This window comes from Alistipes sp. Marseille-P2263 (assembly GCF_018101075.1).
Lineage (GTDB): Bacteria > Bacteroidota > Bacteroidia > Bacteroidales > Rikenellaceae > Alistipes > Alistipes dispar.
Genome location: NZ_JAGQEJ010000002.1, coordinates 208,872 through 231,616, shown reverse-complemented (window position 1 = coordinate 231,616; position 22,745 = coordinate 208,872). Strand labels below are relative to the sequence as shown.

The window sequence follows — 22,745 nt, the reverse complement described above, 5'->3', positions numbered from 1 at the left end:
ATTGCTCGCATTCTGCGGGTGTCCTTCCTTTTTGCCGGGTGGACCGGATTTCTGCTGACGGCCGTCTCGTGCGGTGGCAGCGATATAGATATTCCCGACTCGTACGGACAGACGGCTCCCGACCGGAATCCGGGTTCCGGCTCCGATCCGGACCCGGACCCGGATCCGGAGCAGGTCACGCTGACGATGGTCGATCCTGCCGCGACGGCCGAAACGCAGGCGCTTTATTCGAATCTGTGGACCATTGCCTCCAGAGGCTTTATGTTCGGCCACCACGACGACCTTTGGTACGGCCGTTACTGGTACGACGAGCCGGGAGGCTCCGATACGAAGGCCGTTTGCGGCGACTATCCTGCCGTATTCAGCGTCGATTTCGGCCCGTTGATGGACGACCGGTTCGACCGTGAGGCGGACATGCGTGAAAACGAAATCCGTCGCCGGGTGATCCTCGAGGCCTACGAACGGGGTGAAGTCGTCACGGCCTGCTGCCACTTGAACAACCCGCTGACGGGCGGAGACTCGTGGGACAACAGCCATGCGGGGGTGGTGAAGGCCATTCTCGACGAATCGACCGCCGCACATGCGAAGTATATGGAGTGGCTCGATCGCGTGGCCGACTTCGCCGACAATCTTCGCGGGTCGGACGGCAGGCTGATTCCCGTCATCTTCCGTCCTTATCACGAACATACGCAGGAGTGGTCCTGGTGGGGGTCGAAGTGTACGACCGAAGAGGAGTTCGTCGGGTTCTGGCGTATGACCGTTCGTTACCTGCGCGATACGAAAGGCGTGCACAACTTCATTTACGCCATTTCGCCGCAGATGGATGCCGTCTATGGCAACACGCGGGACAGGCTGCTGTTCCGCTGGCCCGGAGACGAATGGGTCGATTTCATCGGGATGGACTGCTATCACGGTCTGAATACGGAAGCCTTCACTTCCAACCTCCGTACCTTGAGTGCTCTCTCGCAGGAAAAGCTCAAACCCTGCGGCGTCACTGAAACCGGCCAGGAGTCTTTCGAGAAGGCCGATTACTGGACCGGTTGCATCCTTGCTCCTCTGATGGGACAGCGGGTGTCGATGGTGGTCATGTGGCGCAACAAGTATGTGGCCGGCAACGAATCGGACAGACATTTCTATTCGGTCTATCCCGGGCATGTTTCGGCGGATGACTTCAACATCATGTATGGGCGTTCCCGCTCGCTTTTCAGCGGCGACCTGCCCGATATGTACACGATGGCCGAGCATGTCACGGTCCGGTGATCGAGAACTGAACGAAAACCTTTAAGAATACGAAACCTATGGTGAAAAGCTTTAAAACGTCATTGCTGTATGCGCTGGTAATGGTGTTGGGTTGCGTCGCTCCCCCCCCCTCGTGGCGAGCGCTCAGACTCACACGGTTACGGGCGTCGTGAAAGATGAGAAAGGGGCTGCTCTGCCGGGTGTGACCATCATGGTGAAGGGCACGACTACCGGTACGACCTCCATGGCCGACGGCCGATACTCCGTCGAAGTCTCACCGGGAAACGAGCTCGAGTTCTCATTCCTCGGTTATACCTCCCAAACGGTCCGGATCGCTTCGCAGACCGTGATTGACATTGTCCTGAAAGAGTCCTCGCTGCTGGCCGAGGAGGTGGTCGTCACAGCCTACGCGGTGCAGAAGAAGGTCAATGTCACGGGCGCCATCTCGCAGGTCAAGGGTACGGATCTGGTCGCCACGCCCGTGGCCAACATCTCGAATGCCCTGCTCGGCAATACGCCGGGTGTAAGCGGTCTTCAGACTTCGGGCGAGCCCGGACACAACGATGCATCAATACGTATCCGCGGTATTTCGACTTACGGCTCGGCCAACCCGCTGATTGTCATCGACGGCGTTGAGCAGCCCTCGGAACAGGCCATGGCCGAACTGAATGCCATGGATGCCAATGAAATCCAGGGTATCAGCGTCCTGAAGGACGCTTCATCGACCGCCGTCTATGGTATTCGCGGCGCCAACGGTGTAATCATCGTCACGACCCGCCGGGGCCAGACCGGGGCGCCGAAGGTCAATCTCTCGATGAATTACGGCTTTACGTCGGCGTCGAGCTTGCAGAAGGGTACTTCGGCTTACGAATACGCCCTGATGCGTAATGAGGCCATCCGCCACGACCAGCGGAGCTTCTCCGGTACGGAGAGCCTTTCGACCTACATCTACGACGACTACGATCTGTGGAAATTCAGGAACAACCGTGACTATACGCCCGTCGAGCTGGATGCCCGCGGCGACTTGACGGCCGCGCAGAAGGAGCTGTTGAAGAACCAGCCCGCTCTTTATTATGCCAGCCGCGATCTTTACAAGGAAATGTTCGATAGGGTGGCTCCGCAGATGCAGATCAACCTGAATGTCTCGGGAGGTACGGAGCGCGTGAAGTATTTTGTTTCTTTCGGCTATTTCTCACAGCAGGGCATCACGACGGACATCCGGTATTACGATGCCGATACGGGTTCGAACTTCAATCGCTACAACTTCCGTTCGAATTTCGACATTCAGGTGGCCAAGAATTTTAAGGTGTCGGTCAATGTGGCCGGCCAGTTCGGCAAATCGCAGGGTTTGGGCAGCGGCAGCGACCCCTACGATCTTTCGTCGCGATACAAGGGCATCATGCAGTATATCTACGATGCCAATCCGTTCATCTCGCCCGGTATGATTGACGGCCATTTGATCGAAGGTTTCGCCGGTGTCGCCGGAACCGAGCAGAACCCGCTGGCCAATAAGACCGCCAGTACGATCGGCAACCAGAATGCCATCGTCAGTTTGTTGAGGGCCGGTACGAACAGCATTTTCAACTCGCTGCTGGACAACACGATCAAACTCGAGCATACGATGGATTACCTGCTCGAGGGCCTGCGTGTTTACGGTACGGTCAATTACCAGGACAACTACAACCGGATTGTGAAGTACACGCCGTCGATTCCGACCTACACGGTACAGCGCAATCCGACCGACCCGACCCGCCTCGACTTCTTCGGCGGCGGCATGGGGGCCGGAACTTTCGAATCGTGGGGTTACAGCAACTGGAACAAGCTCTATCTGGACGCCGGTATCGACTGGCACGACAGCTTCAACGGTCACAACGTCTCGGCGCTCGTGCTGGGCAAGGCTTCGCGTTATACGATGCCGGGAGACTCGTACAACGTGCCTTCGGGCGTGATGGGCTTCGTCGGTCGCGTGACCTACAACTACGAGGACCGCTACATGGCCGAAGTGAACGTCGGTTACAACGGTACCGAGCAATTCGCCGAGGGCCGGCGTTTCGGCTGGTTCCCGGCCTATTCGATCGGGTGGGTGCCGACGGCCGAGGACTTCTTTCCCGAGAACGACATCCTGACATTCCTGAAAATCCGCGCCTCTTACGGTGAGGTGGGCAACGATCAGTTGGGCGGCAACCGCCGCTTCTATTACCTGCCCAACACCTATAACCTCGATCAGGGCGGATATTGGCTCGGCAACTCCGACGGCTCCTCGCCCAATCCCTATTGGACCGGCGCCACGGAGGGAACGCTCGGTAATCCGGACATCACGTGGGAGCGGGCCAAGAAGTATGACGTGGGTATTGAGGCCCGTATGTTCCGCGATAGGCTCTCGATTACGGCCGATTGGTTCCGTGAAGACCGCCGCAACATCCTTACCACGCTCGGTACGATTCCGGGTATTTACGGCGTGGCAACCAGCTCGGTGCCGCCGGTCAATGTGGGCGTGACCAAGAACCAGGGCTATGAGCTGCTGGTTTCGTGGGCCGATCAGGTCGGAGATTGGCGCTACTCGTTGAGCGGCGATATCAGCTATGCCCGCAACAAGGTCGTTTACAAGGCAGAGGCTCCGAATCCCTACTATTGGATGAATGAGACGGGCTTTTCCATCGGCCAGCGCCTCGGTCTGGTGAGCGACGGGCTCTACAATACGAACGAAGAGCTGGCCAACAGGCCGTACAACACCTATACGGCCAACCGGGCTTCGCTGGGTGATATCCGCTATGTGGATCTCAACGGCGACGGCTTGATTGACAACAAGGATGTGGCGCCCATCGGTTTCCCGAACTATCCCGAGTACCACTTCAATGTGAAAGCCTCGGTAGGCTGGAAAGGCCTCGATCTGCGCGTGCTGTTCATGGGTACGGCCAACGGGTCCTACTACCTGACGCCCGGTATGGTCATGCCGTTCTACAAGAAGGCGGGCAATGCCTGGAAGTGGATGTACGACAACCGCTGGACTGCCGAGCGTTATGCCGCCGGCGAGAAGATCACTTTTCCGCGCGCGACGTTCGATCCGACCTCTTCGGACAACAACTACCTGACGAGCGACTATTGGATGAAGTCGAGCAATTATTTTAAAATCAAGAATATCGAGCTCGGCTATACGTTCGATATGACCCGTGGGGCTCTGGCCCGCAGCCGGATCAGCGCCATCCGGATATACTTCAATGCGAACAATGTGTATACTTTCAAGAACGAACTTACCGATATCGGCATCGATCCCGAGACGGTGGACGGAAGCACCTATATCTATCCGCTGACCCGCGTATTCAGTTTCGGTGTGAACCTGACTTTCTAATGCTCAATACTGGAATCACAATGAAAAAAACACTCATAACATTGCTCGTGACCGTGTCGTTGGGGATGACCGGCTGTCAGGATACCTTCCTGCAGATGCCCGACACGACCGGAACCGTCGATCTGAACGAAGTTTACGGGTCGGCCAAGAATGCGAAAAGTGCCCTGATGACCTGTTACCGCGAGATTCTGCTCCACGGTCTGCCGGGCGGATGGGGCGTAAGCCACGGTACGCTCGGAGCCATCAGCGGCGAGGTCGCGCGCGGATACTCCTGGCACGGGACCTACATGATTGTCAATTCCGGTCTGAATGTCAACGGAACCGACGGTTCCGATGCCGGGGCGGACCACTTCGGCAACAACTGGGCCTACATCCGTCATTGCTGGACCGTGTACGAGAATATCGACAGGGTGCCCGACATGACTCCCGAGGAGAAGAACTACGTCAAGGCCGAGGCTTTGGCGCTGATAGCCTATCGCTACATGGGCATGTTCTACCGCTACGGCGGTTTGCCCATCGTCCGCAAGTCGTTCACCTCGCCGGCCGATCCCGAAGTCTCGATGGGCCGTTCGTCGCTCTCCGAGACGCTCGATTATATCCTCGAACTGTGCCAGAAAGCCTATGACGGGCTGCCCGAAGGCGACTGGAGCGCTGCCGACCAGGGCCGCATGACGCGCGGCGCCGTACTGGCCATCAAAGCCCGGACGCTGCTCTTCGCCGCCCGTCCGCTCTTCAATTCCGCGACGCCTTATATCGAGAGCGCCCATAACGACCTGGTATGCTTCGGCTCGTCCGATCCTGAACGTTGGAATACGGCCATCGAGGCCAACGAGGATGTGCTGGAGTGGGCCCTTGAGTACAATTACCGGCTGCTCAATACGGGCGGAGCCGGTGTCGGCCAGCCCAACCCCAACGCCTTCGCCGACTACGCCACGGCGACCTCCACGCCGGCCAACCGCGAGGTGCTGCTGGCTTACAAGTGCAACGAGACCGACCAGTGGACGTGGCCCGGCAGTGCGATCTTCTACTACAACAATTATTCGAATTACTGGACCAACAACCGGTACGATACGGATATGAGCGGTCTGTTGAGCAATTTCCTCGAACTCTACTACGACGAGAAGGGCGACGACATCGACTGGCCGAAAGTCGGGGATTCCGCTCCGCGCGATGCTTCGGACTGGCTGGAAAAGATCAACGGCATTGAGCCTCGTGCCAAAGCCGACAATATCTTCATCGGTTTCGACGCCTTCAACAATCCGGGCAACTCGAACTGGACGGCCAACAGTTGGGGCCGTCAGACAGGCAATGCCGCCAAGACGGGCGAATTCCCCGAAGTGCTCGGCACGGACAAGGGTTGCGCGGCTCCGACCAAGTTCTACTATAATGCGGGCTCGCGCGTCTGGTTCGAGTTCCCGCTGTTCCGCATGGCCGAAATCTACCTCAATCTGGCCGAAGCCTACAACGAGTATGGAAACCCCACCAAGGCACTCGAAAACCTCAATATGGTGCACAACCGTGCCGGTCTGCCGGCCGTCACGGAAACGGACCGGGATGCGTTGCGTGAGATTATCCACCGCGAACGCGCCGTCGAGTTCTATCGGGAGAATCTGCGTTACTACGACGTGAAGCACTGGAAGGATGAGAATATAGATAAGGGGATCATCGGCGGCGACATGCGCGAGCTCCAGTTCAAGGTCAAGGCCGACGCTTCGGGCAGTCTGAACCTGCCGGAAGGTCTCGAATCCTATTGGAATGCGGTCACCTATACGTCCTACTGGAACCCCCGCATGTATCTGGAGCCGCTGCCCCAGTCGGAGATCAATAAGGGTACGCTGGTACAGAATCCCGGATATTAATATTGGCAACCCCTGCCGTAAAACATTTCGATTATGAACAGACATATCATTATACCGCTGCTTTTCATTGCGGGGTTCTTCTCGACCGCTGTCGCGGCGGCCTCCGGGCGGGAACCTGCGGTCACGGCCGATTCGACACAGGCGAAGGGCCGGGTGACGCCCGGGCTCCTTTTCGAAACCTCGCAGCTTCGCTCCACGGCGGCCGTATCCACGGCCGACGGGCCGGCGCTGGCCAAAAACCGACAGACGAACCTGACCAACTCCTTCGCCGGACAGTTCACGGGCCTGACCCTTTTCCAGGGTTCCGGAGAGCCGGGCAACGATATGGCCAGTTGGCTCGTTCGCGGCATTGGATCCTACGGGAAACCCGGTTATAACACAGCCAAGATCTTCGTGGACGGTTTCGAGGTCAATGCCGACTATATCGCCTACCTTTCTCCCGCGGAGATCGACAAGGTCTCCGTTCTGAAAGACGGTGCCGCCCTCTCGATCTTCGGCGACCGCGGTGCCAACGGCGTCATTTGGATCGAGACCAAGCGCGGCGAGATCGGACCCGCCTCGGTCTCTGCCTCGGTACACTACGGTATCCAGCAGGCTACGACCTATGCCAAGCCGCTCGATTCATACGGTTATGCCTCCCTCTATAATCAGGCTGTCAGCAACGACAACGGCAGTTGGTCGCCCGCCTACGATGCCGCCGCACTCGAAGCCTACCAGAACGGTTCCGCGACGAATGTCGATTGGTATGACGAGGTGCTGCGCGATTCGGGCTATGTGATTGACGGCGACGTCACGTTCCGCGGCGGTACGCAGACGGCCCGTTACAACGTCGTGCTGAACTACCTCAACCAGCAGGGGCTGTTCGACGTCAGCAACAGCGATTCGCGCTCGAACCGCACCTACGAGCGCTATGGACTGCGCGCCAATCTCGACTTCACGATGTTCAAGTTCATCGAGGCCCGGGTCGATCTGGGCGGACGCATCGAACGGGGCAAACGCCCGAACATCACGATCGACGATCTCTTCTATAACATGGCTCGCTATCCGTCGAACATCTACGAGATATGGGACGACGAGGCCCATACCCATTATTCCGGTACGTCAACCTACAACAGCAATCCGGTCGCTTCGATCAATGCCCTTGGGTGGCGTCAGGCGCAGTCTCGGGTGTTGCAGGGTAATTTCCAGCTCGTCGAGCGACTCGACTTCATCACCGAAGGACTCTATTTGCGCGAGGCCTTCTCGTTCAATACATATACGACGAGCGGCTATTCGAAGACCCGTAACTATGCCCGTTACCACAACGGGGTGCGTACCACTACCGACGAAGATACGTCGCTACAGGCCAGCGGTTACGGTTCGGACGGCATGGAGGACTGGAAGCAGGGGCATATCTCGCTGGGCTATGACCGCCAGTTCGGCCGGCATGCCGTCGATGCCGCGGTCAATCTCCACATCTCGGCTTACAACGGCGACGGTATTTTCTCCTATCAGTACCACTACCTGAACTATAACGGCCGGGTCAATTACAGTTATGACGATCGTTATGTGGCCGAATTCGGATTCTCCTACTTCGGCAACGACGCTTTTGCTCCCGGCAACCGCTGGTCGTTCTATCCTTCGATCTCCGCAGCGTGGGTTCTCTCCAACGAGTCTTTCCTCAGGGATTCGAAAGTGATCGACCTGCTGAAGCTCCGCCTTTCCTACGGACGTAGCGGGTTCGCCGATTCGGACGCGACCAGCGTATTGTCCGGCTATTCGTCCAACGGACGCTTCCTCTTCAAGGACTACTATACCAACTCCTACATCGGGTCCTTCTACACGGGGGCTACCGAGGGGGTATGGCAGAGTTCGCTGGTCAATATGTTCGTGCCCAACAGCGCCATCCACTCCGAGCGCAGCAACAAATACAATATCGGTGTCGATGCTTCGCTCTGGGGCAAGCTCTTTGTGACGGCCGACGCTTTTCTGGACAAGCGGACCGGCATCCTGACGCTCGACAATTCGATCATGGGCTACTACGGCAAGAACAACTATTTCAACAACATCGGCAAAATGACCAACCGCGGTTTCGAGATTTCGGCCCTATGGTCCGACCAGCGCAGGGATTGGGGCTATTCGGTCAATGCCGCTGTTTCGTTCAACCGCAATACGATCGACTACATGGCCGAGGTGGCTCCTGCTTACGATTACAACGCCGAAACCGGTCGTCCCTACGGCACGCTGATCGGGCTGGTGGCTGACGGATTCTACGACGTGAGCGACTTCAACGACGACGGTTCGCTCAGGGACGGATTGCCGCAGCCGATGTTCGGCAGCGTACAGCCGGGAGACATCAGGTATCTCGATCTGGACAACAGCGGCTATGTCGATCAGAACGACGTGACCAAGATCGGCAAGTCTCCCTATCCGGAGTGGACCTACTCCGTTGGCGCGATGTTCCGCTACAAGGGGTTCGATTTCAGCTTCCTGCTTGACGGCATCGCCGGAGCTTCGTACAATCTGCTCGACAATTCGGTGCAGACGATGGCGTTCGTGGACAACGGCAATGTTTACCCGCTGGCGCGTGGTGCATGGGCCTATTATCCCGAACAAGGGATCGACACCCGCCGGACGGCGACCTATCCGCGTTTGACGACCCAAAGTAATGAAAACAATTACCGGCTGAGCTCTTTCTGGGTGAAGGACCGCGATTTTCTGCGTGTGCGGAATATCGAACTCGGTTACAGTTTCAAGGACCATCCCAAGTTCCGCGAGGCGGGCATCGGCGAGTTCAGGATCTATCTGAACGTGATCAACCCCTTCACGATCAGCAAGCTGATGTCGGACTACGATCTCGATCCCGAACTGCTGTCGTACCGTTATCCGGTTCTCAAGTCGTACAATATCGGAGTCAGCATCACTTTCTAATCAATCATGGAGCATATTATGAAAAACTTGATATTCAGAGCCATTCTCGCAATACTGTGCGTCGGCACGATGGAGGGGTGCGACGATTTCCTCGATACGAGTCTCGATCAGAATGAAACGGGAGAGTCTATCGAGACGACCCTCGGAACGCTGTGGAAGTTCGGCAATGCTTTCTATACGCCCATCACGGACGGATATACGGTGCTCGATTCGAACCTTTTTGCCGCGGCGTCGGACGAGGCGCAACAGACCAAGGCGCTGTGCGATGCCAGCTATTTCAACCAGGGGGTCATCAACGCCAACCTGAATCCGATCTCCAACCTCTATACCGACTGTTACGAGGGAATTCGCGCTGCCAATTTTTTCCTGGATTATACGGCCGACGGCAAAGGCGAGTATATGATCGGCATGAACCGCGATACGATCAATGATCGTCCCAACTATGAACGGGATCTGGCTTCGCTGCATTACTACCAGGCTGAAGCGCACGTCGCCCGGGCTTACTATTACAGCGAGTTGATCAAGCAGTACGGCGGGGTTCCCATCGTGGAGAGCCCGTATGCGGACGGTCAGTTCGTGAGTCGGTCGTCGTATGACGAGGTGGTCGATTACATCGTCTCGGAGATTGATAACTGCAAGGACCGGTTGGCGGTCGATTGGAACGACTACACCGAGCGTAACGGCCGCTTCACGCTGGGCGCCGCATTGGCCATCAAATCGCGGACGCTGCTGTATGCCGCCTCGTTGCGGAACAATCCGGATGGCGACCTGGCGAAGTGGGAGGCGGCTGCGGCGGCTGCCTACGATTTGATCAGCAACAGCGAGCTGAACTATTCGCTGGACAGCGATTACGGCTCCTATTTCGTCGGCAACCGCAGCCTGAGCAGTCCGGAAACGATCTACGTGGTCCGCCGCGGGATGTCGAACGACATGGAGAAGAACAACTATCCCATTGCGACGCAGGGCGGCGCTTCGGGAGTGACTCCGACGCATAATCTGGTCAAGGCTTACGAGTGGATTGGAGAGGTGGATCCCGCGAATCCCTATGCCAACCGCGATCCCCGTCTGGAGGCGAGCATCGTGACCAACAGCAGCACGTGGAACGGCCGGACGATCGATCAGTCGGCGGGGGCCATGGACGACATGGCGCAGCCCAATGCGAGCCGGACCGGCTACTATCTCAAGAAATTCCTGACCGACAACCTGAATCTGACGCAGGGCGCTACGGCCCAGCACAACTGGGTGGTGTTCCGCTACGCGGAGATTCTTCTCAACTATGCCGAGGCGATGAACGAGGCCTACGGCCCCGACGACAACAACGGATACACGCTGACCGCACGCGAGGCCCTGCAAATAGTCCGTGACCGTGCCAGCATGCTGCTGCCCGAAGTAACGGCGGAGAATAAGGATGACTTCCGCGAGGCCGTCAGGCACGAGCGCCGGATCGAACTGGCTTTCGAGGATCACCGCTATTGGGACCTGCTGCGCTGGAAAGATGCGATGGAGGTCCTCAATGAGCCGGTTTACGGCGTGAAGGTCGCCAAAACGGATGGGAACGGCTGGTCGTACGAAGAGGTGGAGGTGGCGAAGCGCACTTTCCTCGAACGGAACTATTACATGCCTTTCTCCCGTTCGGAGGTCGAGAATTCGAATCACACGCTGGAGCAGAACCCCGGTTATTAATATCATCAGTCGATGAGCAAATCTTAAATTAAAAGAGAAAACTATTATGAATATGGGAAAGAAATTTGTGCTGTTCCTGGCGTCCGTCTGCATGATGGGGTTTGCCGCCTGTGACGGAGACGGGGATGCCGATTACGGATTCGGCAAGATATACATGCCCCAGGCCATGCAGTCGGGAGGGTTGAACAACTCCTATGCGGTGCCCTCCGGCGACGGTGAATACACCTATAATTTCCGGGTGACCGCGGGCTATGTGAAGGCCGTTCTGGGCGTGACGCGATCGGGAAAACTGTCCGATGCAAGGGGATTTTCGGTGTCGGTTTACACGTCGGAAGAGGAGACGGCGGCCGCGGTGTCGCAGTTCGGCGGCGAACCGATGCCCTCCGACTTCTACGAGCCGCTTCCCCGGTCGGTCACGGTTCCGTCCGGCAAGTCGGGGGAAGTCTTCTACCTGGAGATTCCTCGGAGCGGGCTTTCCGATCCGGCCAATGCCGGCAAAAAGTATGTGCTGGCAGTGGGCATTTCCGATCCCACGGCCTATGAACTCGCCGAAACCGGTACGGTGACCGCGGTGATTGTCGATGTCGATGCCCTGAACGATGCGGTCGAGGCGCTTTAGTATCATCTTGAATAATTAACCCGATGGAAACGGTGTGTCCCCGGGTCGGGCATGCCGTTTCCCTGAATCAGACTTGCGCGTATGAGATTCCTGTCAATTTTTTTCAGCCTGTTGCTGTCGGGCGGTTGCAGCGGCCGCTTCCATTCGATCGAACCATCCACTCGCACTCCGAAATTGTATGAACGCACGGATTTTACGGTGCTGCTGACCGCCGATTACCGGAATGCCTACCTGCAGGAAGAGGTGGCGCTGGACATGCTGATCGAAACTCCTTCGGGCGAGGAGCGCCTGTTGCCGTGCTTCTGGGTCGAGGGCAAATCCGGAGCGGAGTCGCGCTGGGAGGCCCGTTTCACGCCCCAGGAGCCCGGCCGTTATTTTTGCCGGTTCCGATTGAGCGAGCAGGGCGAGGAGGTCGCACGCTCCAGGGCGGTCGAACTCAGCGTACAGCCTGCCGCAGAGGGCGAGCGGGGCATTCTCCATGTCCGTGACAACTGGACGCTGGTTTACGACGACGGAACGCCTTTCCGGGGTGTGGCCGAAAATATTTGCTGGGAATCGCGTGCGAATGACGATTCGAAGTTTTTCAAGGAGCTGCACGAGCAGCACGACCGTTACAACTACGACCGCATGCTGCCGCTTTTCGCCGAAAACGGAGGCAATTTCATCCGCGTATGGATGTGTTCGTTCAATTTCCCGATCGATCAGCACGACCATTTTAACAATTTGCGCTATACGCCCTCCGACGAATATTATAATCCGAGCGCCGTGGAGCGCTTGGACTGTTTTGTGGATTTGTGCGAGCGGTTGGGTATCCACGTTATGCTCTGCATGGGCCAGGGGGCCGTGCCTGCTGACCGGGAGTTCTTCAACGGAGAGCCGCAGGCGCGGCGCTACATGAACCGGTTGCGTTACATCGTAGCCCGTTGGGGATACAGTCCGGCAATTGGCATGTGGGAGTTCTTCAACGAGATCGACAACATACAACACCGAAATCCGGGCGGGCCGATCCCGGCCGAAGAGATTGTGGCGTGGCACGCCCGCATGGGCAAATACCTGAAGGAGATCGATCCGTTCGGACATCCCGTCACGACCTCGATTTCGCATCGTGATCTGGCCGGGTTGAACGAAGTGCCCTCGTTGGATATCAATCAGAAGCATATCTACCGCAATACGGCGATCATCCCTTCGACCATCCGCGACTATGAGGAGCGTTTCGGAAAGCCCTACGTCATCGGAGAGTTCGGCTACGAGTGGGATTGGTCGCTGAATTTCGACGATTTCGCCGATGACATGGATCGTGATTTTCGGCGCGGACTCTGGTACGGGCTCTTTTCGCCGACGCCTGTCACTCCGATGAGCTGGTGGTGGGAGTATTTCGAGAACCGTGGCATGATGACCTATTTCCGGGGTGTGCGTGAAATTTCGGACCGGATGCTGGCTGCCGGCAACGGAGCCTTTGAGACGGTGAAGGCCGACTGCACGCCGCTCGAAGCCATGAGCGTCAAATGCGACCGGACGCTTTTCGTCTATCTGTACAACAACTCGGACAGGCGGATCGAGGGTGCCGAGCTGACGGTCGGGGCGGACATCGGCGGCGTTTATGCGGTCGAATGCCTCGATCCGCAGAAATATGCGTGGATGGATCCCGTTGGGGGCCGTTCCGGCGAACTGCGGGTCGATGATATCGAGATAGAGCCTTACGGCGAACGGATTTATGTATTTACTCCTGAAAAACAATAAGTCATGCGTTTGAACATCGGACTTGCCATGCTTTCCCTGTCGTTGCTGTCCTTTGCCGAGGATGCGGAGGCGCAGAAGACGGCGCAGCCGTTGCCTCCTACCAATTTCGGACTGGTCGTTCCGCAACCCGAGTCGGAGCTTCCGAAATCCGAGACGCCGCCCCAACAGGCGGTTCCCAAAGCCAAGCGGCCTGTTGAAGTGCGTCTCGAAAAGTCGGATGACGCCACCTGGACATTGGCCGGCGGTTGGGAAATGACCGATGCCGATCGGGTCGTGGCCGAGGGAGGCTCGCTTTTCAGCCCTGCATACGATACTTCCGGGTGGTATAATGCGGTGGTGCCGGGAACGGTGCTGACCACACTGGTCGATGCCGGCGTCTATCCCGATCCTTACTACGGGCTGAACAACATGGCCATTCCCGAAAGCCTCTGTCGCACGGAGTGGTGGTACCGGATCCGTTTCGACAAGCCTGCCGATGTCGCCGGGCGTCGTGTGTGGCTGAATTTCGAAGGCATTAACTATCGGGCGGACGTATGGCTCAACGGCCGGAAACTCGGCGATATCCGCGGAGCCTTCGTCGAAGGACTGTTCGACGTGACGGAATGTTTCTCCGACCATAACGTGTTGGCCGTGAAGATCTATCCGCCCTATAATCCGGGTATTCCGCACGAGCAGTCGAAAGCCGCCGGGCGGGGCCCCAACGGCGGGCAGTTGTGTCTGGACGGTCCTACCTTTATCAGTTCTGAGGGGTGGGACTGGATTCCCGGCATCCGCGACCGCAACATCGGCATCTGGCAGGACGTGACCCTCGCATATACGGGCGACGTTACGTTGGCCTACCCGCAGGTGGTGACCGACCTGCCTCTGCCCGACACGTCGTCGGCCGACGTGACGGTCCGCATGGAGATGACCAACCATGCCGCCGTCGGGCGGCATGTCGTGCTGTGTGGCCGGATCGACGGCGTGACCGAATTCGAGTATCCGGTCGAACTGGCGGCCGGCGAGTCCCGCACGGTGAGCGTCTCGCCCGCTGAGATTCCGGGACTGCATCTGGAAAATCCGCGGTTGTGGTGGCCGAACGGTTATGGCGATCAGGCGATGTACGACCTCGATCTGCGGGTGAAGTGCGGCGGCGCGGAGTCCGACGTCCGGCGGGTTCGCTTCGGCGTCCGGGAGTTTTCCTACGAACTGACGGCCGATACGCCCCGGGGCGAAGAGATTCGTTTCGAGTTTCAGCCCACGAACGACGTACGCGATGGTGAACCGTTGTTCGATACGTTTCATCGGCGTGTCGTGCAGCAGGATGTCGTGGTTCCGGCCCTCCGCGAGGGGGTTGATGTCTCTCGTCTGCGACGTATCGGGAAGGATGCGACGTCGCCCTATCTGGTACTCCGCTGCAACGGAGTGCGGATCTTCTGCCGCGGCGGCAACTGGGGCATGGACGACGGCATGAAGCGGGTGTCGCGGGAACGGCTCGAACCGGCTTTCCGGCTGCACCGCGAAGAGGGTTTCAACATGGTGCGCAACTGGACCGGCGAATCGACGGAGGAGATCTTCTATACGCTGTGCGACGAGTACGGCATGCTGGTGTGGAACGACTTCTGGATCTCGACCGAGGGCAGCAATCTGAACGTCAATGACGAGGACCTTTTCATCGAGAATGCCCGGCAGACCGTTAAGCGCTTCCGTAACCACCCCTCGATTGCGGTCTGGTGCCCGCGCAATGAAGGTTACGCTACCCCGACGATGGCGCCGAGACTCGAGCGGTTGATTGCCGGGGAGGACGGGACTCGCTTTTACAGCCCCAATTCGCGTTATATGAATCTCCGCACAAGCGGTCCGTGGCATTATATCGACGAGAAGGAGTACTTCGCCGTCCAGGCCTGCGGATTCACGACCGAACTGGGATCGCCGTCGGTTCCTACGGCCGAGTCGATGCGCAAGTTTATTCCCGAATCGGAACGGTGGCCTATCAGCGATACGTGGTATTATCACGATTTGCATTTCGGATTGCCGGAGTACTGTCAGGCCGTGGACGATCTGTACGGTAAAGCCGAATCGCTCGACGATTTCTGCCGCAAGGCCCAGTTGATCAACTACGACAGTCACCGGGCGATGCTCGAGGCGTGGAACAGCCGCATGTGGAATTCCGCGTCGGGTGTCCTGCTGTGGATGAGCCATCCGGCCTGGCCGAGCCTCGAGTGGCAGACCTATTCGTGGGATTTCGAGACCCACGGTTCGTTCTATGGTTGCCGTAAGGCTTGCGAGAAGCTTCACGTGCAGGCCAATCCTCACGATGGACAGGTCTTGGTGGTCAATACCACGCGCAACGACTGTCGCCGGGCGCGGGTCGTGGTCTCGAGATATACGTTCGACGGGAAGCGGCTGGACGGACTGTCGGAAAACGTCGCCGTGATCGCTGCCAACGGTGTGACGCCGGTTACCGTTTTGCAGCCGCTTCCGGGCGATCCGTGCCATCTGCTGCGTCTGGAGCTCTTTGTCGAGGGGAAACGGGTATCGGTCAATGACTACTTGCGCAGCGCGGACCGGAATTTCACCGCGTTGAACGGAGTGGCGGCTCCGGAGCTGAAAGCCCGGCTGCTCGAATCGCATGACGAGGCCGGCAGCCGTTGCGTACGGGTCGAGGTGGCCAATACGGCTTCGACTACGGCCGTCGCCGTCAAGTTCAATATCCGGAAGGCGGAGAGCGGAGAGGCTGTGCTGCCGGCTTATATCTCGGAAGGATACATCCACCTGCTGCCCGGCGAAAGGCGGATCGTGGAGGCCGAATTCCCGGCTGCGGATGATACGGTCTTCTCGGCTGAAGGATACAATTTCGATAGGAAAACGCTGTTGTCCCTGTAAGGCCTTTGCGTCCCGGTGACCGCGGGATCGGCTCCTGCCGGGCCGGAACCGAACAAGCGCTGGATCAGACATGCCGGCGGGAAAACGCGAGCCGAGGGGAGATCATCCCCTCGGCTCGCGTATGACCGGTGTCCGTACGGTCCCTATCCTGCGGGCGTCCCTTTCGTGCGTTTCATCCGATCGGCGTCGCCCGGTGCGGCGGACGGCCGTCCTCCCTTTCGATGAGAGTTGTGACCTCCATGCACATACGTGCGTTGTGGTAGGGGCATTTCCAAAATCCGGCCTTGTCGTTGCGCCGATTGACCGTACCGTCCGGAAGAATGCTCCACCACCATTCGCCGCCTTCACGGTCGATCAGGTGCGTTCGGATGTATTTCCATGTTCGCATCGAGTCTTCGATCGCTTCGGCCCGCCCGAAGTAACGGTAGAGGTAATAGAGCCCGATGACCGTTTCGGCCTGCACCCACCAATGGCGCTCGCCGTCGATCGAGCCGTCGGCATGACGTTCGTAGATCATGCTGCCGTCGGGCCGGTAGCCTTCGAGTGCCGCTTCGGCGATCCGTGCGCAGCAACTCCGCGCGCGTCCGAGCAGTTCGTCGTCGCCCAGTGTTTGAGCCGTTCGGAAAAGGAGCCACGATGCTTCGATGTCGTGACCGAACGATATGTCGCCCGGACGGCGGTCGTGCCATGTTTCGTCGAAAAAGAGCCCGAGATGCCCGTCCGGAGTCACGATGCGCGTGAAGAAGAGTTCGAGCAGATGACGTGTCTGACTGCGCAGCCGCTCCTCCGAGGGGTAAAGCCGCAGCAGATTGGCATACCCTTCGAGGATATGCAGATGCGTGTTCATCGTTTTGTGCTCGTTGGCGTCCTTGTCGCTCAGGCGGACATCCTCCAGGGGGGACCAGTCGCGGGCCGCCGCCTCGAGGTAGCCGTCGTTCTGCAGATCGAACGAATGGGCCTCAATGGTTTCGAAGAGCCGCCATGCCTCCTTCGCCGCACGCGCGTCATCCGTCGCGCGTGCGTATTCGCTCAATCCGTAAATGGCGAATCCCAACGCATAGAATTGCTTGCGCGTATCGGCCGGCGTGCCGTCGGCACGTACCGACCAATAGACTCCGCCGAATTCCGGGTCGATGAAGTGGTCGAGGAGGTAGTTGCGCGCGCAGGTCGCTGGCAGGAGCAGCTCCCGGCGTCCTGTCATCCGATAGGCGGCCGAGAAGGTCCATATCAGGCGGCCGTAAAGTACGGCGCTCTGATCGGCGTCGGGATAGAGCGTGCCGTCGCCGGCTATGCGTCCGTAGAAACGGCGTTCGGCGGGAGCCATCACCCGTTCGGTCCAAAAGGGCAGGATATCGTGCTCTAACTCATCGAGCAGTTCCTGCCGGAAGGTTTTCAGTAAGTCATTCATGATCCTCGGTTTTTCTGCGTATCGACAGCTCGCCGGCAATATGCTTCATGCGGCGGTCGGTCAGTGGATAAAAGACCAGCAGCAGGGAGGCCAGTGCACACCCTGCGGCGGGCAGATAGCTCATGAGCAGTCGCAGTCCGAAGAGCGTCTGCCCGGACTGCACGGCATCGGCCTCCGTATTGTATCCGTAGGCCGCCAGCAGCCAAAGGATGAGGGCGCTGCCAAATGCACCGCCGAACTTTTGGGCCATTGACGATGAGGAAAAGATCAGTCCTGTTGAACTGTGCCCGTGCTTCAGTTCGGAGTAGTCGGCCACGTCGGCGAACATGCTCCACAGCAGCGGGAAGGTCATCCCCGCGAAGGCTGAAATGAGCACTTGCAGTACGACGATTGCCCAGCAGCCCGCCACCGAGAGGGGCATGTGGAAGAATACGACGCTCAGGACTCCTGAGCCGATGAGCGCCAGCATGTAGGTCTGCTTCTTCCCGATACGGCGGGCGACGGGCGACGCGAGAGTCACGCCCAGCATGTTGGCGACCTCGCCGATGGCCAGGAAAGCGCCGCATGAGAGCAGCAGGTTGCCGCCGAGCGAATTGTCCTCGCCCAGATAGTCCTTGAAATAGTAGGCCGCCACGCCGCCGCGTATCGAATTGAAAAGCAGTACGCAGATGGCCACGCCGAGCAGTATCCACCACGGGCCGTTGGTCATCAGCGAACGAATGTCGCCGGCTACGCTGTGATGCGTGCTTTTCGTCTCGGAGGAGGCCTTCACGCGCTCCCGCGTCATGCGGAAGCAAAGGAAGAAGAGCACGGCGCAGAGCACTCCGATGACGGCCGTGGCCGTTTGCCAGCCCCGGGCTTCGGCTGCGATCCTCGCCGCACCGTCGGTCCCGACGAACGGCGGGGTGAAGAGCGTGCAGAGGGGCTCGAAGAGGGCCAAAGCCAGAAAAGATCCGCCGTAGGCGAAGAACATGCGGTAGGAGGAGAAGACCGTACGCTCCTGGGAGTCGGCGGTCACTACGCCGAGCATGGCGCCATAGGGGACGTTGATGGCCGTGTAAACGATCATCATCAGCATGTAGGTCGCATAGGCCCATATCAGTTTGCCCGTATAACCTAAATCGGGCGTCGTGAAGGTCAGCACACCCGCGGCCGCGAACGGCATGGCGATCCAGAGCAGATAGGGGCGATAACGTCCCCAACGCGAGGTAGTGCGGTCGCAAACGATCCCCATGACCGGGTCGATGACCGCATCGGCCAGTTTCGTGATGAGCAGCATCATGGCGGCATGCTCGAGCGACAGGCCGAAAATGTTCGAATAGAAAAAGGGCAGGTAGTAGGAGAAAATCTTCCAGAACATGCTCGATGACATGTCACCGAGTCCGTAGCCGATCTTTTCGGAAAGCGGGGCAGCCATATCGTCAGCGTTTGAGGTTTTTGCCGATCAGCTTTTTGAGCGTTTCGACGCTGTGGCCCGTAGTCAGTCCGTCGGCCGGCGTGTGCAGGCAGTAGTCCACCAGCCGATCGACGGTCGAGGTGGCCACGTGCATACGGGTATCGCTCGAGGCGTAGTAGATGAACACGCGCCCGTCGGGATCGGCAATCCATCCGTTCGAAAAGAGCACGTTCGAAACGTCGCCCACCCGCTCTTCTCCTGCCGGACCCATCAGCAGACCGCCCGGCTCGGCGATCGGTATCCAGGGACGTTCCAGTTCGGTCATGTAAAGATAGAGTACGTAGCGCAGGCCTGCGGCACACCCCCGGACGCCGTGAGCCAGGTGCAGCCATCCCTGCGGTGTTCGGATCGGATGAGGGCCTTCGCCGTTCTTGACCTCCTTGATGGTGTGGTAGTAGCGGCAGTTGATGATACGCTCCTCGCGTACCTCGGCATGCGTAATGTCGTCGATGAGCGCCCAGCCGATTCCGCCGCCGTTGCCGGCCTCGATGAAACCCTCCTGCGGACGGGTATAGAACGCGTACTTGCCGTCGATGAATTCGGGGTGCAGCACCGCGTTGCGCTGTTGGTGGCGGCTTTTCAGGTCCGGCAGGCGTTCCCAGTTCACGAGGTCTTTCGTACGGGCTATGCCGGCCGAAGCCACGGCCGACGAGAGATCGCCCGGACGGGCTGCGGGGTCCTTGCGCTCGACGCAGAAAACACCGTAGATCCAGCCGTCTTCGTGAGCCGTCAGACGCATGTCGTAAACATTGGTCGCCGGTTCGCCGTACTCGGGCATCGTCACGGGGTAGTCCCAGAAACGGAAGTTGTCGATGCCGTTCGGCGATTCGGCCACGGCGAAAAACGATTTGCGGTCGGCGCCCTCCACTCGTGCCATGATCAGATAGCGGCCGTTGAACTTGATGGCGCCGGAGTTCATCACGGCATTGACGCCGATCCGTTCCATGCAGTAGGGATTGCTCCGCGGGTCGAGGTCATAGCGCCAGAAGAGCGGCGCGTGAGCGGCTGTCAGGATCGGATAACGGTAGCGGGTATAGATGCCGTTATAGGCCGGATCGGGTACATTGGGACGGGTAACGAGGGCTTCGTAGCCGGCTTCCAGCTCGGCTATGCGTTTCTGAAACGATTCCATGTCGATCTTGTTGCGTTTTCGGTTTCGTTATGAGTTGTCTTCTGAATCATCGTTGTCGGGAGTGCGCCGGCTTACCTGCTCTCCTCCGCAGGGAGTCCGTCCCGGAGAAAGAGAGTCCGGGCGTCGGCGTGAAAGCGCAGGAAATCCTCTTCGGAGGCTTGTCCGGGCCAGGGCGCATAGAAATGGCCGGGTTTTGCGTCGTCCGGAGCATTGCGCCATACCAAGACATAGGACGGGGTGTATGTTCCGATGCCGCGTAGCAGACTGCCGCTCCACCATTTTGCTTCAGGAATCCCCTCGCGTCCTGTTTCCGACACCGCGTAGGGCTTACCCGTATCCCGCGAAAGGGAGTCCATCACGGCCAGCGACCGGTTCAGGCCGGAGACGAAACGCTCCGAACCGTCTCCGTCGTAGGCATCCAGGCCGAGTACATCGACCCATGCGTCGCCGGGCCAGCGTTCGAGGTATTCTGAGGAGGACATACAGGGATTCGGCGAATAGACGGTCACGATTTGCGCTCCCCGCATACGGAGCCGATCCACGGTCATTCGCCACAACTCCTTGTACTCGTCGGAAGTGCATAGATCCTCTCCCCACCAGAACCAGCTTCCGGTGTGCTCGTGCCAGGGCCGGAAAAGGACCGGAATGGTTTCGCCTTCTGCCGTGCGGAGCGAGGTGATGAATGCCGCGACATCGTCGAGCCATCCCATAAAGCGGTCGTGACAGCTTCCGCCCGGCAGCACTTCGTGCACGACATTCCGTTGTGAGACATCCCACGCATCGCCTCCGGTCAGCGGATTCCGCGGATGCCAGCTCAGCGTGACCAGCCCTTCGTGCCGGTGGTGATCGACGATCATGCGCCGCATCGTTTCGAAGGGTACGCCGTCGAGATTGCGTCCCTTTGCCAGTTCCAGTTCGCCCAGGTCGCAACCCAGTACGGCCGGACGGTCGCCGCAGACATCGCTCACGTCGCTGCGTTCCGGCTCGTAAGACCAGGATACGCCGTAGAAGGGGTAGTCCTGCTGACCGAAAAAGAAGCGCCCCGAAGCGGCTGCGGCGCGCAGCGTGCGGAGTACTTCCGCAGGATTCCGGTTTCCGCTGCCGCATGCCGATGAAGCGGCGTGAAGCTGCAATGTGCGGTTTGCCTGCGCGATCTCGCGCAACGTTGTCGTATCGGATGCGAAAACCGAGTTGAGCCCCTGCTCCTCCTGTGCCGGGTCGCCGCAATAGTCGTCTCCCTGCTGCCAGCGCAGATGCGCCGGTTTGGCGTAGCCGCCCCAGCCCCAGAAGTTGCAACCGGCGATGATTCCTCCCCTCGCGGCGTCGCGCAGCAGGCGGGAGAAGATCGTGCGATAGAAACGGTCGCGGGAAAGGGTCGGAGAGCCGGGGGCGAAGCTGAATCCGTCGCGGGGATAGCCGAATTCCTCGATAACCAGCGGTTTGCCCATACGCTGTGCCACGGCGGCGTGGCGGTCGATGTAGTCGAGTGCATTGCGGCAGGCCGTATCGCATGCCCCGGCGACGCTTTCGCGCTGGATCCATCCCCAGTTATAGGGCCAGATATGGATGTTGGCATAATCTATTTCGGGAATGGCATGGATACGCTCCCAAAGTCCCAGATCGCCTTCGCAGCCGTTTGCGCCTTCGCTGCCTGTCGAGACCATGTGGTTGGGGTCCAACTCTTTCAACAGCCGTGCCGTGGCTTCGATCCATTCGAAGAAACGCTCTTTGTTGTCTTCCGTGAAGGCGCGGGGTTCGTTGGCGATCTGCCACGAGAAGATGGCCGGATCCTCGGCGTAGGGCCGGCCCGTATAGCGGTTCGTGCGGGTTACGATGCGGCGCACGTGATCGAAGAAAAGTTGCTTGCATCTGTCTGTCAGTTCTCTTTGATGGTATTGGGACACGTATTCGAGGAAGGTTTCCCAGCCGTCGCGTCCCGGAACGGGATAGGTGCCGCAGCCGCTCCATTCGAGGTATTGTGAATAGCCGCCGCTCCACTCCCATGAGTTGGTCAGGTAAAGTACGGCGTACATCCGCCGTTTCCCGAGTTCGGCCAGTAGGAAATCCAAACCGTCGAGCGCTTTTTCGTTGTAGATGCCCGGTGCGGTTTGCAGGATGGGCTCGACTTTCGAAACGACGCCTTCGCTGCCTTCGGATCCCACCAGGATCCGGAGGTTCGTGATACCGGACCGTTTCATCCGGTCGAGTTCCCGGCACAGGCGGTCGCGGTCCGCATTGGGGCCTTCGGCGGCCAGCAGGGCTCCGTACCAGAAATTTGCCCCCACGAAATAGGAGGAGGCGTAGGGGATGACGAATCGGGCGTTTTCGACGCGGGCGAATTCGGCCGTGTTCGCTCCGGAGGAGCAACCGCCGAGGCCGAACAGCGCCAAGGCGGCGAATGCGGGCAAACGGTTCATAATGCGGATTGATTTTCAGACAAAGGTAGCTGTTTGGACGAGATAAGAAATATGATATTCCGACAGAA

General features: G+C 58.8%; 12 protein-coding genes. 8 read left to right on the top strand and 4 right to left on the bottom strand.

Features of this window, described 5'->3' with window-relative positions:
* Positions 1-186: 186 nt before the first annotated feature.
* From KB554_RS04150 to KB554_RS04115, 8 genes are all read left to right on the top strand, one after another.
* Positions 187-1,260, top strand: coding sequence for a glycosyl hydrolase (locus KB554_RS04150; protein WP_242116292.1), 1,074 nt, complete (start codon positions 187-189; stop codon positions 1,258-1,260).
* A gap of 112 nt (positions 1,261-1,372) precedes the next feature.
* Positions 1,373-4,588 carry a TonB-dependent receptor gene (locus KB554_RS04145; RefSeq protein ID WP_288171020.1) on the top strand — a complete coding sequence of 1,072 codons (3,216 nt, stop codon included), beginning with the start codon at positions 1,373-1,375 and terminating at the stop codon, positions 4,586-4,588.
* A gap of 20 nt (positions 4,589-4,608) precedes the next feature.
* A complete protein-coding gene (locus KB554_RS04140) occupies positions 4,609-6,447 on the top strand; it encodes a RagB/SusD family nutrient uptake outer membrane protein (RefSeq protein ID WP_211035075.1) in 1,839 nt (612 codons plus the stop codon).
* Positions 6,448-6,480: 33 nt separating this feature from the next.
* Positions 6,481-9,357 (top strand): SusC/RagA family TonB-linked outer membrane protein, encoded by a 2,877-nt coding sequence (locus KB554_RS04135; protein ID WP_211035074.1) that lies wholly within the window; start codon positions 6,481-6,483, stop codon positions 9,355-9,357.
* A gap of 18 nt (positions 9,358-9,375) precedes the next feature.
* Positions 9,376-11,040 carry a RagB/SusD family nutrient uptake outer membrane protein gene (locus KB554_RS04130; RefSeq protein ID WP_211035073.1) on the top strand — a complete coding sequence of 555 codons (1,665 nt, stop codon included), beginning with the start codon at positions 9,376-9,378 and terminating at the stop codon, positions 11,038-11,040.
* A 52-nt stretch (positions 11,041-11,092) separates the two neighbouring features.
* Positions 11,093-11,659, top strand: a complete 567-nt coding sequence (locus KB554_RS04125; protein WP_162502051.1) for a DUF1735 domain-containing protein — start codon at positions 11,093-11,095, stop codon at positions 11,657-11,659.
* Positions 11,660-11,740: 81 nt separating this feature from the next.
* The gene (locus tag KB554_RS04120) at positions 11,741-13,399 is read left to right on the top strand and encodes a cellulase family glycosylhydrolase (RefSeq protein WP_141428115.1); all 1,659 of its coding nucleotides are present in this window, start codon (positions 11,741-11,743) and stop codon (positions 13,397-13,399) included.
* Positions 13,400-13,402: 3 nt separating this feature from the next.
* Positions 13,403-16,264: a glycoside hydrolase family 2 TIM barrel-domain containing protein gene (locus KB554_RS04115; protein ID WP_141428114.1), complete on the top strand. Its 2,862-nt coding sequence runs from the start codon at positions 13,403-13,405 to the stop codon at positions 16,262-16,264.
* Between the two features lie 172 nt (positions 16,265-16,436).
* Here KB554_RS04115 and KB554_RS04110 read toward each other — a convergent pair whose 3' ends face one another.
* The 4 genes from KB554_RS04110 to KB554_RS13240 all read right to left on the bottom strand — a co-directional run bounded on the left by KB554_RS04110 (position 16,437) and on the right by KB554_RS13240 (position 22,677).
* Complete coding sequence (locus tag KB554_RS04110) at positions 16,437-17,672, bottom strand: AGE family epimerase/isomerase (RefSeq protein WP_211035072.1); 1,236 nt, start codon at positions 17,670-17,672, stop codon at positions 16,437-16,439.
* Positions 17,665-19,089 (bottom strand): MFS transporter, encoded by a 1,425-nt coding sequence (locus KB554_RS04105; RefSeq protein WP_211035071.1) that lies wholly within the window; start codon positions 19,087-19,089, stop codon positions 17,665-17,667. Before KB554_RS04105 ends, KB554_RS04110 begins: the two co-directional genes overlap by 8 nt.
* 4 nt (positions 19,090-19,093) lie before the next feature.
* Positions 19,094-20,260: a glycosidase gene (locus KB554_RS04100; protein ID WP_141428111.1), complete on the bottom strand. Its 1,167-nt coding sequence runs from the start codon at positions 20,258-20,260 to the stop codon at positions 19,094-19,096.
* Positions 20,261-20,331: 71 nt separating this feature from the next.
* Complete coding sequence (locus KB554_RS13240; RefSeq protein ID WP_242116288.1) at positions 20,332-22,677, bottom strand: glycosyl hydrolase; 2,346 nt, start codon at positions 22,675-22,677, stop codon at positions 20,332-20,334.
* Positions 22,678-22,745: the final 68 nt, after the last annotated feature.

Excerpts from the sequence above, each read along its gene's own strand:
- KB554_RS04100 (WP_141428111.1), bottom strand. The coding sequence starts at position 20,260 with ATGGAATCGTTTCAGAAACGCATAGCCGAGCTGGAAGCCGGCTACGAA.
- KB554_RS04120 (WP_141428115.1), top strand. The coding sequence starts at position 11,741 with ATGAGATTCCTGTCAATTTTTTTCAGCCTGTTGCTGTCGGGCGGTTGC.
- KB554_RS04125 (WP_162502051.1), top strand. The coding sequence starts at position 11,093 with ATGGGAAAGAAATTTGTGCTGTTCCTGGCGTCCGTCTGCATGATGGGG.
- KB554_RS04105 (WP_211035071.1), bottom strand. The coding sequence starts at position 19,089 with ATGGCTGCCCCGCTTTCCGAAAAGATCGGCTACGGACTCGGTGACATG.
- KB554_RS04135 (WP_211035074.1), top strand. The coding sequence starts at position 6,481 with ATGAACAGACATATCATTATACCGCTGCTTTTCATTGCGGGGTTCTTC.
- KB554_RS04130 (WP_211035073.1), top strand. The coding sequence starts at position 9,376 with ATGAAAAACTTGATATTCAGAGCCATTCTCGCAATACTGTGCGTCGGC.
- KB554_RS04150 (WP_242116292.1), top strand. The coding sequence starts at position 187 with ATGGTCGATCCTGCCGCGACGGCCGAAACGCAGGCGCTTTATTCGAAT.
- KB554_RS04140 (WP_211035075.1), top strand. The coding sequence starts at position 4,609 with ATGAAAAAAACACTCATAACATTGCTCGTGACCGTGTCGTTGGGGATG.
- KB554_RS04115 (WP_141428114.1), top strand. The coding sequence starts at position 13,403 with ATGCGTTTGAACATCGGACTTGCCATGCTTTCCCTGTCGTTGCTGTCC.
- KB554_RS04110 (WP_211035072.1), bottom strand. The coding sequence starts at position 17,672 with ATGAATGACTTACTGAAAACCTTCCGGCAGGAACTGCTCGATGAGTTA.
- KB554_RS13240 (WP_242116288.1), bottom strand. The coding sequence starts at position 22,677 with ATGAACCGTTTGCCCGCATTCGCCGCCTTGGCGCTGTTCGGCCTCGGC.